This window comes from Paenibacillus sp. FSL R5-0473 (genome assembly GCF_038004565.1).
GTDB lineage: Bacteria > Bacillota > Bacilli > Paenibacillales > Paenibacillaceae > Paenibacillus > Paenibacillus amylolyticus.
Genome location: NZ_JBBORL010000001.1, coordinates 1682954 through 1699159, shown reverse-complemented (window position 1 = coordinate 1699159; position 16206 = coordinate 1682954). Strand labels below are relative to the sequence as shown.

Genomic DNA, 16206 nt, shown 5'->3' with positions numbered 1-16206 from the left:
CCTCCTCAACATAAGGGCTTGTCCCTTATTTAATTCCCAGATACTCCTTGATTCCTGCAACAATCCCTTTGGCAACACTGTTCTGGAAACTCTCAGTGAACAGGGCTGCTTCGTCGCTCTTATTGCTAAGGAATCCACCTTCCAGCAGAACTGCTGGCATTGTCGTTTCACGGGTCACATGGAGACTTGCCGTTTTCACTCCACGATCTTTCAGTCCGGAAGACTGTAAAAGATACTTGTGCATCACTGTAGCAAGTGCTTTGCTGTTGGAGCGTGTATAGAATGTCTCTACACCGTTCGCAGCAGTAGGGCCACTGTTAGCATGAATGGAGATGAAAATATCCGCTTTTATGTCTTGTGCAATCTTCACACGTTCTTTCAATGCCAAAAATGTATCATCGCTGCGCGTTAACACAACGTCAATTTTGGATTCTTTTTTCAACAAGGCTTCCACTTTCAGAGCCATTGCCAGATTGAAGTCTTTTTCACGTTTACCAGTTACACCGATTGCCCCAGGATCCTGATCTCCGTGACCTGCATCGATAACGACAACTTTTTTGCCATTATTACCAACTGGAGGGGCAGGTGTACCACTTTGATTGTCGAGGTTAATCATAACCAGTCCGGAATCATTTTGCACACTGTACCCTTTTGAACTGGACAGATCGATTACAAAACGAATTGTAGATGGACTGTTGCTGTATAACGAGTAACGAATCTTCGACACATCCGGATAGCCGCTAACGACGAGTTGTCCATTCTGGTTGCTGTCTAGAGCCTGTCCTTCACTGAACGAATCAGCAAATGCGGTATTCGGCAAGTCTATAACGATTCGATCTGGTCCTGTCATCGTGAAGACGTTCGGCTTCGTACTTCCGCTTGTTGCAATCATGAAGCGGTTGTCGCTGAAGCTGATGCCGTTCACCAGTACAAGACCTTCTTGATCCGATCCTCCGCCTTCATTGCCAGAGTTCGGAGGTGTGGTTGTCCCGTTTCCGGAACCTGAATTCTGGGTAACTAATGTTACCGTCTTCGTGGTATTGTTCCAACCCACCTTAAGACCCATTTCCTCACCAATAAATCGGAGAGGTACGAGCGTAGTACCATTTTTCACGAGTGGCGGGGCATCCAAGTTTACGTTACTGCCGTTCACCGTTGCCGTCTTCTGTCCAACAATCATCTGCATGGCAGTGTTGTCTTTGCTAATAGTCACTGTTTGAGTTTGCTGCTTCCACTCCACGCTATATCCAAGATTTTCGGACACAACCCGGATCGGAACCATCACCTTGCTGTTGATAATTTCCGCTTTTGTATCCGATGGCTGTACGATTTCTTTTCCGTCTAGGATAATTTTCGTGTCTGTTGCTGCGTGACTATAGCCCGGGAATACGAGCCCAAAGACAAATAACAGTACCAAAAAACCGAACTTCTTCATCCTTCACCCCTACCATTCTCATATTTTTTTGCCGCATGTTGTCATTTTCCAACTCCGACTGACCGCTTGGGCATTACCAGACACCTATTAGACGCCCCTCGCTCTCAAAAGTTGCGAATATATTCCAACATAACAGAAAAAAAACGTTGTAAGATCAAGCTTTTTTTACATTTTAATGTCTTCTTTTTTCCTTATTTATCAAATATACATCTCTAAACAACGTAATACCCTAACCTTCATATTTGCGCACAATTCAATTTACAGTCCCAAAAATTCAACAATTCCGTCCACAATCGCCTGTGCACATTTGTCCTGGTATTCTTCCGTGAGCATGACTGCTTCATCTGTAGGGTTACTTAAAAAACCAAGTTCAAGTAACACAGCAGGCATGGTTGTTTCACGCGTCACATGCAGACTAGCCGTTTTAACCCCACGATCCTTGAGTCCTGTTACCGGTAACACATATTTGTGAAGAGTGTCAGCCAAAGTTTTGCTTTCTTTACGACTGTAGAGCGTTTCAATGCCGTTTGGTACCGGTGTAGTGAATTTGTTTCCATGAATGGATACAAAAACATCTGCCTGATTCAATTCTGCAATATCCACACGCTGTTTGAGCGAAAGTTCTGTATCATCCTGGCGTGTAATGACCGTTTGAATATTTGGGTATTTTTGAAGGGTTGCCTGTACCTTCAGTCCTACAGCCAGATTGAAATCCTTCTCATAAGCTCCTGACAAACTCACTGCACCCGATTGACGACCACCATGTCCCGGATCAATGACCACAATCGTTTTGCCATCATTGGTAGGTACTGCCGGTTGGCTTGTCGGTTCTCCACTCGTGGCTGTCAGGTCAACGAGCAAGACATTGTTATCTCCAACAGACCATTTGGCTGTAGCCGTCTGATTCAGATCCAGAACGACACGCACGGTAGAAGGCGATTTACTGAACATGGCGTAACGGATTTTGGAAACTATTGATGAATCCGTAACGAGAATCTGTCCACTCCCATCTGGGTTAGAGGCTTGTCCCTGAATGAATTCCTCAGAAAATGTCGCTGAAGGCAGATCAACAATAATTCGGTCTGGCCCACCAATACTGGATACTTTGGGGCTAATATTACCGTTTGTTGCTACAATCAAGCGATCTCCGCTGAAGCTGATGCCTTGAAGCTCTGTCAAACCATCCGGGACAGGTGCCTCGACGGGGTCACTGTCACCTTCCGTTTCAACTACGGGAGGAATACTAAATAGGCTTACTGTCTTGGTTCCATTGTCCCAGCCAACACGCAGACCCATGCCTTCCCCAACAAAGCGTAACGGAACAAGCGTAGTTCCCTGTTTGATCAGTGGGGGCGAATCCAAGTTCACCACGTTTCCATTCACTGTAGCTGCATCTTTGCCAGCCGTCATTTGAATCATGCTGTTTCCTTTTTGAACCTGGACTGACTGAGTTTCCTTCTCCCACTTCACCTTATAACCCAGGTTCTCGGATACAATTCGAATTGGAACCATGACCGTTTTCCCAATATTCTCTGCAGGTGCACCCGTCTGCTGGTTAATGGTTACACCGTCGAGTACAATCGAGGGCGTGGTGTCTGCATGGGCCATGATTGGGAATAAACATAGGAACAGAAGAAAAACGACTGCTGCCGACCATTTTTTCATACCTCATCCACCATTCTTTTTGTCTTTTGAACATCCGACCTGATTCTCTGCAGCGTTACATCAATGACAATATGTAACCTTCCATAATCTACTAATCAGTTTATCAGATATTGTCTGATCATCCGGTTACAACGTTGTCATATTTAGTCGGAAACTGAGTGGCAAAAAGGTTACTTTCTCCATTCGTCCAGTACCCGAAATCATATGGAAATTACATTCCTCATCCATTTTTGCTATGCTGAGTTCAAATACTTGAATACAGGAGATTGAGACTTGATGCCTAAAATACTGATCGTGGACGATGAAGCAGATCTTCGAAAGCTACTGACTGATTATTTTGAAATTAACGGATATTCCGTGATGACGGCCAAGGACAGCAGGGAAGCGCTGCGGAAAGTGGAAAAACAACCCGATCTCGTTTTGTTAGATATCAACATGCCTGAACAGAACGGCCTTCAATTATGTGAAAAAATTCGCGACTTTGTCTCTTGCCCTATCTTATTCTTAACGGCTCGAATCGAAGATGCTGATAAAATAGCGGGATTTCGTGCCGGAGGCGATGACTATATCCTGAAACCTTTCAGCATTCGCGAGTTGGGCGCCAGGGTCGAAGCACATATACGCAGGGAACAACGAATCCAAACTAAATCTTCGGTAAGGTTTAACAATGAATTGGTCATTGATTATACGGCCAGGGAGCTCTACTACCTGGATAAGCGAATTTCACTGCCCAAAAAAGAGTTTGATATTGTCGAATTGCTGTCCACGCATCCTGATATGGTGTTTGGAAAGGAACGCATATACGAAAAGATTTGGGGCATGGACGAGCAAGGTGACAGTAACGTCATCGCAGAGCATATACGGCGAATTCGCTACAAATTAAAGGAATACGGCTGTGATAATCAAATCGAGACCGTTTGGGGAGTAGGGTACAAATGGCCAAGTTCATGACTAGACTCCTGTTTTAAAGCGATTGTCCTTGCTACAATCTTTTATGCTGTTGTGTGTGGTCACACTCATTGCCGTGCTTGCCGTTATAACTATGGAGTTTGCTTGGGCGGAGAACCTGCGGCTGCGTTTCGAAGAAACGGATTGGGTGATGCCCTCCCTCGTCACGGCGGTTCTGCTCACCGTAGCGACTGGTATTGTCACCATGGCCGTTCTATTTTACAGATGGAAGCTAAAACGTCCGCTGGAGCTATTAAAACGAGCATCCAAGAACATTTCGGCCAACGATCTAGACTTCCGCATTTCCTATGACAGCCAGGATGAGATGGGCGAGCTGATCGCGCTATTTGAAAACATGCGCTCACAATTGGAAAAAAACCTTAAGACACTTTGGCGTTCGGTTGAAGAGCGCAAGCAGATCAATGCTATTTTTGCCCATGATCTGAGAACACCCCTGTCCGTGTTAAAAGGAAACGCCGAGCTTCTCTCCACCTATCTTCCTGAGAAGAAGTTGTCGGAAGAAAAGGTGCTGGACTTGATCCATACTATGAACCTTCACATCTTGCGTCTGGAGAGTTATGCAGAGGCCATGAACTCCATTCAGAGGCTGGAGGATGTGCCGTTGAACATCCAATCGATGGATACGATTTCATTGACGGCTTTGCTGGATGGCAGCGCTGAACAAATCGCGAAACAGTTCGGTATACGTTTCGTCTCATCCGTGGAATATGATAATGCCTCAGTACATGTAGATCCCTATCTCGTCATGCAGATTTTCGAGAATATAGTGGCTAATGGGGCGAGATACGCAACCAGTCAAGTGAACGTCCATTATGACGTTCAGGGAGGTATTATGAAGATTACCGTCTCAGAGGACGGTACTGGTTTCTCTGACGAAGCCCTGAGTAAGGCTATACTCCCTTTTTACCGAGGCGAAGTATGGGATGCGAGCGAACATCGCGGGCTGGGCCTTTACGTTTGCAAGGTATTTTGCGAAAAACATGAAGGTAGTCTTCAGATTGCAAACGGTCCTAACGGAGGTGGAAGCGTCACGGCAAGTATTGGGACCCAAGTTGATAAATAGTTGAAAATGATCTGATAACATCTCCTTATCTTGAATTCAAGGAGTGTTATCATGCTAAAACTAAAAAAAAGAATGTATATCACAATTAGCTGTTTGTTGTTATGTACCGCGTGGGCGTCCCCCTTATCCGCCAATGAAGCCAGAGACAGGACAGAAGTGCTGCAGGAGATCGACGAATATATGAATCGGAGCATGAAGGCCAATTACATTAAGGCTGCTTCACTGGCGATTGCCAATAACGATGAGGTCTTTTACGCAAAAGGCTACGGGACATTGGCGGACGGCCAGAAGGTTACGGGCAACACCCCTTTTCCCATTGCTTCACTAAGCAAGTCCTTTACTGCATTAGCCGTTCTGCAGCTGGTGGACAAGGGTCAGATCGACTTGGATGCGACTTACGCTTCCTATTTTCCAGAGCTTTCTCCACAGGACCCCCACGTTCTTGATATCACGGTCCGTCATTTACTGAATCAGACAAGTGGTCTCAATGACAAGATTAATCCCGATATGACAAAGACTCCGCAATTCCAATCACTGGCTGAAGCGAACCAATTATTAAACACGGTTCAACTTGCCCATATCCCCGGAACAGCCTACAGCTATCATAATCCCAATTACGTGCTGCTGGCGAACCTCGTGGAAAATGTTAGTGGAGAGCGCTTTTCGGATTATCTGAAAAAACATATTTTTGAACCGTTAGGAATGAATCATACCTTCAGTGTCAATACAACGCAGCAATTCTATGAGAATAATACTATCCCTCTAGGACATTACCTGAGCTTGGGACGCGCTATAAGTCAATCCGAACCGCTTTGGTTCATTGAGGGCCCCGCCGGCATCGTTTCAACCGCAGAGGACATGTCCCTTTGGATGCTTTCCCAATATAATGGCCGCCTCGTTTCCCCTGTGCTGATGAAACAATATCATGCCGCAGGAGCGATTGGTCCTTACGGCATGGGCTGGCTTGCAAACCAAGATGCGTCTAGCGGCCAAACGATCTCCCACAGCGGCATTTTCTGGACCTACAAGTCCGAAGAACTGGTTTATTTGAACGAGAAAATGGGCATTGCCGTAATGTTTAATTCTGGTATAAACGCTTATGTGAATTACTCGGCATTTATTGATGGAATAGCGGATATTATGAGGGGGCAGGAACCCCAAACCTCTTTTGTAAACGGTCGGAATATGGAAATGATTATGATTGCGCTGATCATCGCTACGCTTGCATGGGGCATCTACGGCTATTTCCGCATACGTCGGAGCAACCAACGCCTAACGATCAGCAAATTGATTATGATCACGGTCGGTAGACTGATCCCGGTTCTAATTCTCTTATCTCTGTCCCCCTTGGTTACGTTTATCGGCGGAGGACGTGTGCTGCCTTGGTTTGGCATCTGGACTACGCTATCAACTCCAATCATATGGCTTATGGTATGGTCACTTGTGAATTTCGTGCATTTGGCTTGTTATATCTATGTCTATTTTCTGAATACAAAAAACGACCCATTGGAGCTACCTCAGTAATCGATTTTTAGGTTCTCTATTTAGTCGGCTGTTATTGTATCTGTTGAAGTATTCGGCCAAGAAAATTCAGGAGTTCTATGTATAGCTACTTATCAAGCTAATTTAGCTTCTGAAATTACAAAAAGCTTCTGTCTCACCGATGGGAACAAGGTCCCTTTGGCGAGCAGAAGCTTTCTGTTATGCAATACTTTAACGATTAACCGAACAGTTTTGCCGCGTGGCGTTGTTCGTAAGCAGCGATTTCATCATCATGTTGAAGTGTCAGACCGATATCATCCAATCCTTGCAACAGGAATTGACGACGGTGCTCATCCAGATCAAAATCGATATGCAGTCCGTATGCATCAGTAATCGTTTTGTTTTCCAGATTTACATTCATCTCATAGCCTTCATGTGTCGCTGTACGTTGGAACAAGTCTTCAACTTGCTCTTCTGACAGCTTGATTGGCAAGATTCCGTTCTTAAAGCAGTTATTATAGAAGATGTCTGCATAAGATGGAGCGATGACACAACGGAATCCATAGTCCAAAATCGCCCATGGCGCATGCTCACGGGAAGATCCACAGCCAAAGTTGGCACGTGAGATCAGGATGGATGCCCCTTCATAACGAGGTTTGTTCATTTCGAAGGAAGCATTATTGTTGCCCTCTTCATCAAAACGCCATTCATAGAACAAAAATTGTCCAAATCCGGTACGTTCAATCCGTTTCAGGAACTGTTTTGGAATGATTGCGTCTGTATCTACATTGACCCGGTCTACCGGTGCAACGATGCCTTGTAATGTTTTGAATTCTTCCATATTAAACGTTCTCCCTTCTGTCTGTTATAGATTAGATCGCTGCTTCTGTTTTGAAATTCCAGTCCCGTACGTCCACAAAGTGACCCTTAACTGCTGCTGCTGCTGCCATTGCCGGAGATACCAGGTGCGTACGTCCTCCGCGTCCTTGGCGTCCTTCAAAGTTACGGTTGGACGTCGAAGCACAACGTTGACCTGGCTTCAATACATCCGGGTTCATCGCCAGACACATACTGCATCCCGCATCACGCCATTCAAATCCGGCTTCCGTAAAGATTTTATCCAAACCTTCTTGTTCAGCCTGAATTTTAACACGTCCTGAGCCTGGTACAACAATTGCTGTAACCTGACTAGATACCGTGTGACCTTTAGCCACTTGTGCTGCTGCACGCAGATCTTCGATCCGTCCGTTGGTGCATGAACCGATAAATACATAATCAATTGGAATCTCGGCGATTGGTGTTCCCGGTTCAAGTCCCATATATTCAAGCGCTTTTTCAGCCGCTTTGCGTTCGTTTTCTGTAGGCAATTCAGCCGGAACAGGAACTTTCGAAGAAATGTCGGTTCCCATGCCAGGGCTTGTTCCCCAAGTTACTTGCGGAATCAATGTCTCTACATCGATTTCAACCATATGGTCGAACTCGGCACCTTCATCGGTTACAAGCTGTTTCCAACCTGCTACAGCTTCGTCGAATTTGGCATCCGCTGGTACGTATTCACGTCCACGCAGATATTCAAATGTTGTTTCATCCGGAGCGATCAATCCTGCTCTTGCTCCACCTTCGATGGACATGTTGCAGACCGTCATACGCTCTTCCATGCTCAACTCACGGATGGATTCGCCTGTGTACTCAATAACATAACCTGTTGCAAAGTCTGTACCGTATTTGGCGATGACTGCGAGGATCATGTCTTTTGCGGTTACACCCGGGTTACGTTTGCCGACAAAACGAACTTCCATCGTTTTGGCTTTTGCTTGTTGCAAACATTGAGTTGCCATAACGTGCTCAACTTCACTTGTTCCGATTCCGAATGCCAGTGCGCCAAACGCACCGTGTGTGGACGTATGACTGTCACCACATACAATCGTTTTGCCCGGGTGAGTCAGACCCAGTTCAGGTCCCATAACGTGCACAACGCCTTGATCAATCGTGTCCAGATCATACAATTTCACGCCGAAATCACGGCAGTTTTGCGAAAGTGTATCAATTTGTTGTTTGGAGATAGGATCTGTAATGTTGAAACGGTCTTTCGTTGGAACGTTGTGGTCCATTGTTGCAAATGTCAGTTCAGGGCGACGAACTTTACGTCCGCTGAGACGAAGACCTTCAAATGCCTGTGGAGAAGTTACTTCGTGCACCAGATGCAGATCGATATACAGAATGCTTGGTTTGCCTTCTTCTTGATGAATTACGTGATTTTCCCAAATTTTCTCAAACATCGTTTTTTTACTCATCATTTTCACCTCATTATAAGTTCGTTCCTTGGAAGAGCCTCTGTTTTCTTTAAAAAGTGAAGCTCTTGAATGACATAAATATATCACCCTGTCCTTCATTGTTCCAAGATATAATATCTATAGATGTAATAGGTTTAACCTATAATGAGAGAAAGACAAATAAACCACTGCTCGTCGCAGAGGTTTCAATTGATAACAATTATCATTATCAGATAAGTCTTATACTACGTTTCCGCTGCTTCGCTGTCAATGCTTTTTATCTAGAACATAAAAAACAGCCCTGAATCCAGAGCTGCTTTGCTAGTTTCTGTTATGAAATGAAAATTATCATATCAACGCCTTCTAATAGAGAGTACTTATCCGACTACTGTATTACAGACCGTTATTCGCAATCACATCTTTGTACCAATAGAAACTCTTCTTGCGTTTTCTCTCCAGTGTTCCATTGCCGTCATTATCCTGATCTACATAAATAAAGCCATATCGTTTCTCCATCTCTGAAGAAGAATAACTAATCAGATCAATCACTCCCCAACTGGTATAGCCCAGAAGTTCAACACCGTCCAGAATCGCTTCATGCATCTGTTCCATGTGAGAGCGGAAGTACTCAATACGATAATCATCCTGAATGCTACCATCCGCTTCAATCGTGTCTACCGCCCCAATTCCATTTTCAACGATAAACAAAGGCACCTCGTAACGACTATACAGTTCATTCAGTGAGATGCGCAGACCTACCGGGTCAATCTGCCAGCCCCAATCATTCGTTTGCAGATACGGGTTCTTCACCCCTCCAGTTGTATTGCCACTCACCTGCTCCAATCGGTCGCCATCCACACTTGATACCAGGGACATATAATAACTGAATGAGATAAAGTCCACAGTGTGTACTTTCAGAATCTCTTCATCCCCCTCAAGCATATCCAGGTTAATCCCTTTTTCGGCAAAAAATCTCTTCGTAAAGTACGGATACGCTCCACGCACCTGTACGTCCGTAAACATAAGATTGAATTGATTATCCCGGGAAGCAACAAGTACGTCTTCGGGATTACATGTATGAGCGTACGTTGTCAGTTTGGTAAGCATACATCCGATCTGGGAACCGGGAATGATCTCATGACAGTATTTCACTGCGAGTGCACTCGCTACAAATTGATGGTGTAACCCCTGATATACAGCCTGCTCCACATTTTCGAAACGCTCCGGAACAATACCACCACTCGTAAACGGATGACGAACAATGCTGTCAATTTCATTAAATGTAATCCAATACTTCACTTTGTCCTTATAACGGGTGAACACGGTTTTACAAAAGTGAACAAAATACTCGACGACTTTCCGATCCGTCCATCCACCGTGGTGATTCACCAGATACATCGGCATCTCATAATGCGACAACGTAATTAAAGGTTCAATCCCTTGTCTCAGCATACCATCAATAACGCGGTCATAAAACTGCAAACCGGCTTCATTCGGCTCAGTTTCGTTGCCATTCGGGAAAATTCGGGTCCAAGCAATAGATAAGCGCAACGTTTTGAGACCCATCTCCCCAAACAGGGCCAGATCCTCCTCATAGCGGTGGTAAAAATCAATGCCTCTGCGTTTCGGATATTCTCTGTCCGAGCTAGACTCCATCGCAGTTTTGATCTGTTCTTCATTGATCGCATTATGCTTTTTATACTCACTCTTGGCTACACCTTTTCGATAGATAGCAATGTCCGCTGTAGACAGACCTTTGCCATCCACATTCCACGCTCCTTCTGCCTGATTGGCAGCAATCGCTCCTCCCCATAGAAAATCTTCTGGAAACGTTCTTGTTGTATTGGTCATTGTGTATTCCTCCTTGGATTATCTCTGTAATTCTTTCATTCTTGCTCAATTGCGACTCATGACCCGATTGATATGAATAATCAAATACATCATCTCTTCATTGGAGATCGTATGTTCAAACCGAGCTTCAATATAATCCTTGATTAGCAGTACGCAGGCTTCTTCCTGCGGGTATTTATTCGCGATCTGTTCAAAGAGCTCATGATCCTGTGTGTTTAATGTTTTATGCTCAAAAAGCCGTTGAATGAAAAACTGCAAATGGGTCAAAAAGCGTGAATAGTTGATGCTGTGTGTATCCAGCTCCACGTGATAGTGAATTTTGATAATATTGAGTACATCCTTGACGGTATTGGTCATCATCATGACCTGATTCATATTGTCATCATTCTGCTGCGCATTAACGAGATGAAAGGCAATATTCGCCGCTTCCTCTTCAGGCAGGGAGAGTCCAAGCTGTTTTTGAATGAGAGACAGACCATGCAACCCGATGCTGAACTCCTGCGGATAGAACTTTTTAACTTCCCACAACATTCGGTTCTGGATCGTCATATTGTCCTTGAATCGCTTCATGGCCATATACAGGTGATCTGTTAATGCGACATAGAGATGATCACTCAGATGGCGGGACAATGTATGTTTGGCATGGGAGATGATTTCGTCAGCCAGAATCAGATATTCTTTTGGCGTTTCCTTCATCAGGGCGGTGAGATCCGAAGAGATCGTTTCATTTTCAAGGACATAGATCTTCTCGATCTCATCCTCCCCCACGACATCTCCCGGTTTGCTCCTGTAGCCGATGCCCTTTCCCATCACAATAATTTCCTTGTCATCCTCACCACGTCTGGCAAGAACAATGCTCGAATTCAGTATTTTTATGACTTCCATATCAGGCTGCCTGCCTTTCATTCATATTTCAGCGGGTTATAACACCGTAATTAATGGTTTCCCCGGTCCTGTTGTCGCCACAGTTTCATTGCCCAGTATCTCCAGATAATCTGATGAATTGGTCACAATTACAGGGGTCGTTGTGTCATAACCTGCGGCTTGTATAGCTTCAAGATCAAATTCGATCAGGAGCTGACCATGAGAGATCTGTTCTCCTTCGTTCACTTTTACATCAAAATGCTGGCCTTTCAGTTTCACCGTATCCAATCCGACATGAATCAGAAGTTCTACCCCCTCTACCGATCTCAGACCGATGGAATGTTTAGTGCGGAACACCGTCTCAACGGTACCATCAAACGGAGCAAACACCTTGCCAACACTTGGCTGAATGGCCATACCTTGTCCCATAGCTTCTTGCGAGAAGGCCTCGTCCTTCACCTCTCTTAATGGCAGAACTTTACCTTCCAATGGAGCAAAAACGATCTTTTTCGATTTGATCCCTTTGGATGGCTGGATTTCAGATTCGCCTCTCGCTTTGGTTGTAGGACTGCCTGCTATCGACACTGCTGTTGGAACAACATCCTGAAATCCAATGACATATACAGCGACAAACGCGACAATGGCAGAGATCAGCATGGTAATGATCGCATAGATAATATTCATATGATCTTCACTGATAAACATAGGCATAGATGCAATCCCCGGACCCACGGCAGCATATGCCTTGAGATTCACAATACCTGCGAACAACCCAGCGACTCCGGCGCCGATCATGCAGGCAAACAGCGTTTTCTTGAGCCTTAAATGTACACCGTACAGAGCAGGTTCCGTGATACCGAATACACCTGAAATTCCTGCAGACAAAGCGACTTGTTTCAGCTTGATGTCTTTGGTTTTGAATGACACCGCCAGTGCGCCTGCTCCCTGCGCCATATTGGATGCCAGCATCGCGACCAGCACCAGTGTTTCATATCCAGGTGAAGCCAAGGCTGCGAAAATAATGGGATAAAATACTTTATGCATACCGAACATGACAATCAGAGGCATCAGTATAGCCATAATGACAACGGTCAACCATCCAATCTTATCCTGAATCCAATAGATCAGGTTGGACATTCCCGTTCCGAGATACATCCCCAGAGGTCCAAGTACAATCAGGGCAACTGGAGCGACAATGAGAATAACAATCAAAGGTTTAAGGAAAATTTTGACTGGTCCTGGTGAGATCTTGTCCGCGAACTTTTCAATGTAAGACATGAACCAGACCGTTAAAATAATCGGTACCACGGATGTCGCATATTGAACGGATGCAACAGGTATGCCAATAAAGGACACCGGATCTTCACCGCCAAGCAGACCAATCATATTCGGGTGTAACATGATTCCACCAAACAGAACGGCAACAAAGGGGTTCGTTTTAAATCTATTTGCACTGGAATAGGCCAGTAGAATCGGAAGAAAGTAAAAGGCAGCATCAGACATGACACTCAAAACGGTATATGTCTGGCTCTCTTTAGACATCAGGCCGGTCACGGTCGCCAGTAGCAACAGTGCCTTAAGCATGCCCGAGGCAGCAATGGCTGGGATAATAGGTTGGAAAATGCCTGCAATGACACTGGCAAAAGTATTAAACAGTCCTTTGGGGCTATAATCCGCTTTTTGTTTCTCCTGAATTTCGTTTGATTGCCGAGTATCCATCATCTTGGCAAGTTCATTGTAGACGTACGCGACGTCATTACCGATAATAACCTGATATTGTCCGCCGCTATTCACTGCGCCAATAACACCATCAAGGCTCTTAATTTCTTGGGTCTTCGCCATATCCGGATTCTTCAGGGTAAGTCTGAGCCTGGTAGAGCAATGAATTAACGTGTTGATATTATCATTGCCACCGACCAGCTCCATAATCGATTGGGCTAATTGTTTGTAATTCATGGTGCACCTCCGTTTCTTGATGGGAACAAAAAAAGACCTAAAAAGGGTAGGAAAAGAGAAACTCTTCCCACCCAATCTAGGTCTTGCCTGCCGAACAGTAACACGCCATCGTTGGATGAATGTTATTCAATTATATGAACGAAAAAGAATATGAACATTTGAAATGGTTCTGTGCTAACACTTGAAACTGGTACACATGAAAACGTTGATTTTGTTTTACCCGGGTAAGTGGTTCTTATTAAGCGTTTTCAAAATTAGTATAACAACTCTTCTGATGGAGTGCAAGCGGTTAAGCGAAATTAATGATTTCTTCATCTGTAATGATATAATGGTGGCATAACGAAAGGAATGACCGATGACGATGGAATTCAGACAACTTCAATATACGCTGCAAATTGCGGCCGAACGCAATTTCTCCCGGGCAGCAGAGAAGCTGCATATTGCTCAACCTTCATTAAGCCAGCAATTATCCAAATTGGAAAAAGAATTGGGAGTGCTACTGTTTCAGCGTAATACCAGTACCGTGGAGTTAACCCATGCGGGTGTTACGTTTGTCGAGCAAGCCCAGAAGATCGTAGATGCCGTGGAGCTATTGCGTCAGGAAATGTCCGATATCTCCCAGCTTCGCAAAGGTAAAGTCGTTGTAGGCAGCATGCCGATCACGGGATCACACCTGCTCCCACACGTGCTTCCTGCGTTTCAACAAGCTTATCCCGAGATTGAGGTTACCTTATTGGAAGACTCCGGGCTTACGCTTGAGAAATTGACAGCAAGTGGCAAAGCAGATCTCAGTCTGTTATCTCTTCCTTTACAAGAGCCAAGTCTCGCCTATGTTGCCATTGGAGAGGAAAAGATTGATCTGGCAGTTCCCCCGAATCACCCTTTGGCACGCAGGGCAGATCCGGAACATCCGCTTCCTGTGCGAATTGAAGAGCTTCGGGATGAACCCTTTGTTGTGTTGAAAAAAGGGCAGGGCTTCCGCAAACTTACATTTGATCTCTGTGAGCAGGCTGGTTTTGATCCCCAAGTTGTGTTTGAGAGCACAAATATTGAAACCGTTCAGTCGCTGGTCGCCACTGGTATGGGCATTACACTGGTTCCACGCTTTATCGCCCGTGCGCCGCGCAGTGAGTTCGTGCCTGTGTATGTGCCACTTGCTGAGCCTACTCCTAGCAGAACACTTGTTGTGGCTTATCGTCAAGGAAGAGTGCTGTCGAAGGCAGCCGAAGCATTCATCCATACGTTTCAACAAACCGTGACCGAACTGTCAAAGGGAGACTAAGGAATTTCTCCTATGGATATGGAGACATATGGTACTGAACCAAAACAAAGGCTTGACCCTTATGGGCCAAGCCTTTGTCATATACTCGTTTCCCGCATCCGCAGGATAGAGTTCTTACATTGCAATCACAGTAACTGTTTACAGTACAATGTTGCTTGTTAAGTTGTTTAGCTACAATGCTAATTTATAATGTTAACGTAGAAACGTACATAAGAAAACTTCATGTCTGGCGGTTTATTTACGCAAATTACGATCGCTTGTCAGCCTGTTTTGCTGATTCATTACACGGCCTTCGTCCTGAACAGTTGAATCAGGGGGTGATAGCCCTCCTGCTCCATTCTCTAAGAATGCCCTTAAGTGATCTTCCCTTGTGTTATCCTGTTCCAGTCTCCTGAGCGTATCTTTCACATGGTTGTCCATTGATTGATCATCTCCTTGGTAACGGGATAGTTATCATTACCCGCGTCCTGGAAGAATAAACACTTTTTCTGAAGAATTTTATTTCAGTTTTTATTTTCCGCCAAAATAAACGCCAGGTCGACGGTCTTCAAATACGGGAATACGTCCGCGAACCTCATCTACCAGAGATGGACGAATAATTCCGGTCACGATCTCTTCCCCTTCGCCACCTTCAGCCACAATCTCACCCCAAGGATCAATGATGAGGGAATGTCCGAAAAATTCGGTCTCTCCCCCTTTACCTACACGATTACATGCGATCACATACATCTGATTCTCAATCGCTCGTGCGGTAAGCAACGTACGCCAGTGGTGCAGACGAGGTTTCGGCCATTCGGCGGGTACAATCAATGCCTTGGCACCATTCAAAGCAAGGGTGCGGGCAAGCTCCGGGAACCGGATGTCATAACAGATCGAAGCACCCGCTGTAAGACCGTTCTGCAATTCAAAAATTTCAGGTTCCACACCAGGCTGTAAATATTTCTCCTCGTCCATCAGACGGAACAAATGTAATTTATCGTATCGTGTTACCTGTTTTCCTTCACGATCATAAGCGTACATTGTATTGTATATTTGACCATCCCGTTTCTCGGCAATCGAACCGCCAACGATGGAAATTTGATGTTTTTGAGCAAAAGCAGACAGCCATTCCCGAGATTTCTGGCCTTCCGGGTCAGCGAGTTCATGAATTTGAGTCAAAGCGTATCCGGTATTCCACATCTCAGGTAACACAGCCAGCCCCAGATCCGGATATTGTTCTACCGCACGCTTAAGCAACATCTGCATATGTTTATGATTGGCCTCAGGGTCTCCGAGCTGAATATCGCCCTGAATCAGGGCTACACGCATTTCTCCCTGTTGTTTTTCTGTCATGACAAGCACTCCTCTGAACCGTAATACCTGCTAT

13 protein-coding genes are annotated in these 16206 nt (G+C 45.1%); 4 read left to right on the top strand and 9 right to left on the bottom strand.

Translation table 11 applies throughout. The features are described 5' to 3' along the window. Positions 1-25: 25 nt before the first annotated feature. Together MKY28_RS07500 and MKY28_RS07495 are read right to left on the bottom strand one after the other, a co-directional pair. Positions 26-1435 (bottom strand): N-acetylmuramoyl-L-alanine amidase family protein, encoded by a 1410-nt coding sequence (locus MKY28_RS07500; RefSeq protein ID WP_076250034.1) that lies wholly within the window; start codon positions 1433-1435, stop codon positions 26-28. A 258-nt stretch (positions 1436-1693) separates the two neighbouring features. Beyond that, positions 1694-3100, bottom strand: coding sequence for an N-acetylmuramoyl-L-alanine amidase family protein (locus MKY28_RS07495; protein WP_076317517.1), 1407 nt, complete (start codon positions 3098-3100; stop codon positions 1694-1696). A gap of 276 nt (positions 3101-3376) precedes the next feature. On the opposite strand from MKY28_RS07495, the gene MKY28_RS07490 reads away from it, so the two are divergent. The 3 genes from MKY28_RS07490 (at position 3377) to MKY28_RS07480 (ending at position 6656) form a co-directional block, all read left to right on the top strand. Continuing rightward, complete coding sequence (locus MKY28_RS07490) at positions 3377-4051, top strand: response regulator transcription factor (protein ID WP_036607568.1); 675 nt, start codon at positions 3377-3379, stop codon at positions 4049-4051. Positions 4052-4094: 43 nt separating this feature from the next. Further along, a complete protein-coding gene (locus MKY28_RS07485; RefSeq protein WP_340935454.1) occupies positions 4095-5132 on the top strand; it encodes a HAMP domain-containing sensor histidine kinase in 1038 nt (345 codons plus the stop codon). A 72-nt stretch (positions 5133-5204) separates the two neighbouring features. Beyond that, positions 5205-6656, top strand: coding sequence for a serine hydrolase domain-containing protein (locus MKY28_RS07480; protein ID WP_340935452.1), 1452 nt, complete (start codon positions 5205-5207; stop codon positions 6654-6656). Between the two features lie 196 nt (positions 6657-6852). Here the strand turns inward: MKY28_RS07480 and leuD are convergent, their stop codons facing one another. The 5 genes from leuD to MKY28_RS07455 all read right to left on the bottom strand — a co-directional run bounded on the left by leuD (position 6853) and on the right by MKY28_RS07455 (position 13558). Continuing rightward, entirely contained in the window at positions 6853-7455 is a 603-nt protein-coding gene (gene leuD, locus MKY28_RS07475; protein ID WP_036607574.1) for a 3-isopropylmalate dehydratase small subunit, read from the bottom strand. A gap of 31 nt (positions 7456-7486) precedes the next feature. Beyond that, the gene (gene leuC / locus MKY28_RS07470) at positions 7487-8908 is read right to left on the bottom strand and encodes a 3-isopropylmalate dehydratase large subunit (protein ID WP_074095602.1); all 1422 of its coding nucleotides are present in this window, start codon (positions 8906-8908) and stop codon (positions 7487-7489) included. Between the two features lie 372 nt (positions 8909-9280). Further along, on the bottom strand, positions 9281-10738 hold the full coding sequence (locus MKY28_RS07465) for a glycoside hydrolase family 1 protein (RefSeq protein WP_076317462.1): 1458 nt from the start codon (positions 10736-10738) through the stop codon (positions 9281-9283). A 45-nt stretch (positions 10739-10783) separates the two neighbouring features. Next, complete coding sequence (licT, locus tag MKY28_RS07460) at positions 10784-11623, bottom strand: BglG family transcription antiterminator LicT (RefSeq protein WP_036671969.1); 840 nt, start codon at positions 11621-11623, stop codon at positions 10784-10786. Between the two features lie 36 nt (positions 11624-11659). Next, the gene (locus MKY28_RS07455) at positions 11660-13558 is read right to left on the bottom strand and encodes a beta-glucoside-specific PTS transporter subunit IIABC (RefSeq protein ID WP_076317461.1); all 1899 of its coding nucleotides are present in this window, start codon (positions 13556-13558) and stop codon (positions 11660-11662) included. Positions 13559-13919: 361 nt separating this feature from the next. Here MKY28_RS07455 and MKY28_RS07450 point away from each other — a divergent pair, with 361 nt between their 5' ends. Further along, positions 13920-14840 carry a LysR family transcriptional regulator gene (locus MKY28_RS07450; RefSeq protein ID WP_076318119.1) on the top strand — a complete coding sequence of 307 codons (921 nt, stop codon included), beginning with the start codon at positions 13920-13922 and terminating at the stop codon, positions 14838-14840. Positions 14841-15074: 234 nt separating this feature from the next. Here MKY28_RS07450 and MKY28_RS07445 read toward each other — a convergent pair whose 3' ends face one another. Further along, positions 15075-15260 carry a hypothetical protein gene (locus MKY28_RS07445; RefSeq protein ID WP_017687767.1) on the bottom strand — a complete coding sequence of 62 codons (186 nt, stop codon included), beginning with the start codon at positions 15258-15260 and terminating at the stop codon, positions 15075-15077. 90 nt (positions 15261-15350) lie between these two features. Next, complete coding sequence (locus MKY28_RS07440) at positions 15351-16172, bottom strand: carbon-nitrogen family hydrolase (protein WP_340935445.1); 822 nt, start codon at positions 16170-16172, stop codon at positions 15351-15353. Positions 16173-16206: the final 34 nt, after the last annotated feature.

Bases quoted from the DNA above. Each gene is read 5' to 3' on its own strand.
- MKY28_RS07500 (WP_076250034.1), bottom strand. From the start codon at position 1,435: ATGAAGAAGTTCGGTTTTTTGGTACTGTTATTTGTCTTTGGGCTCGTA.
- MKY28_RS07495 (WP_076317517.1), bottom strand. From the start codon at position 3,100: ATGAAAAAATGGTCGGCAGCAGTCGTTTTTCTTCTGTTCCTATGTTTA.
- MKY28_RS07485 (WP_340935454.1), top strand. From the start codon at position 4,095: ATGCTGTTGTGTGTGGTCACACTCATTGCCGTGCTTGCCGTTATAACT.
- MKY28_RS07455 (WP_076317461.1), bottom strand. From the start codon at position 13,558: ATGAATTACAAACAATTAGCCCAATCGATTATGGAGCTGGTCGGTGGC.
- leuD (WP_036607574.1), bottom strand. From the start codon at position 7,455: ATGGAAGAATTCAAAACATTACAAGGCATCGTTGCACCGGTAGACCGG.
- MKY28_RS07440 (WP_340935445.1), bottom strand. From the start codon at position 16,172: ATGACAGAAAAACAACAGGGAGAAATGCGTGTAGCCCTGATTCAGGGC.
- leuC (WP_074095602.1), bottom strand. From the start codon at position 8,908: ATGAGTAAAAAAACGATGTTTGAGAAAATTTGGGAAAATCACGTAATT.
- MKY28_RS07450 (WP_076318119.1), top strand. From the start codon at position 13,920: ATGGAATTCAGACAACTTCAATATACGCTGCAAATTGCGGCCGAACGC.
- MKY28_RS07445 (WP_017687767.1), bottom strand. From the start codon at position 15,260: ATGGACAACCATGTGAAAGATACGCTCAGGAGACTGGAACAGGATAAC.
- MKY28_RS07490 (WP_036607568.1), top strand. From the start codon at position 3,377: ATGCCTAAAATACTGATCGTGGACGATGAAGCAGATCTTCGAAAGCTA.
- MKY28_RS07465 (WP_076317462.1), bottom strand. From the start codon at position 10,738: ATGACCAATACAACAAGAACGTTTCCAGAAGATTTTCTATGGGGAGGA.
- MKY28_RS07480 (WP_340935452.1), top strand. From the start codon at position 5,205: ATGTATATCACAATTAGCTGTTTGTTGTTATGTACCGCGTGGGCGTCC.
- licT (WP_036671969.1), bottom strand. From the start codon at position 11,623: ATGGAAGTCATAAAAATACTGAATTCGAGCATTGTTCTTGCCAGACGT.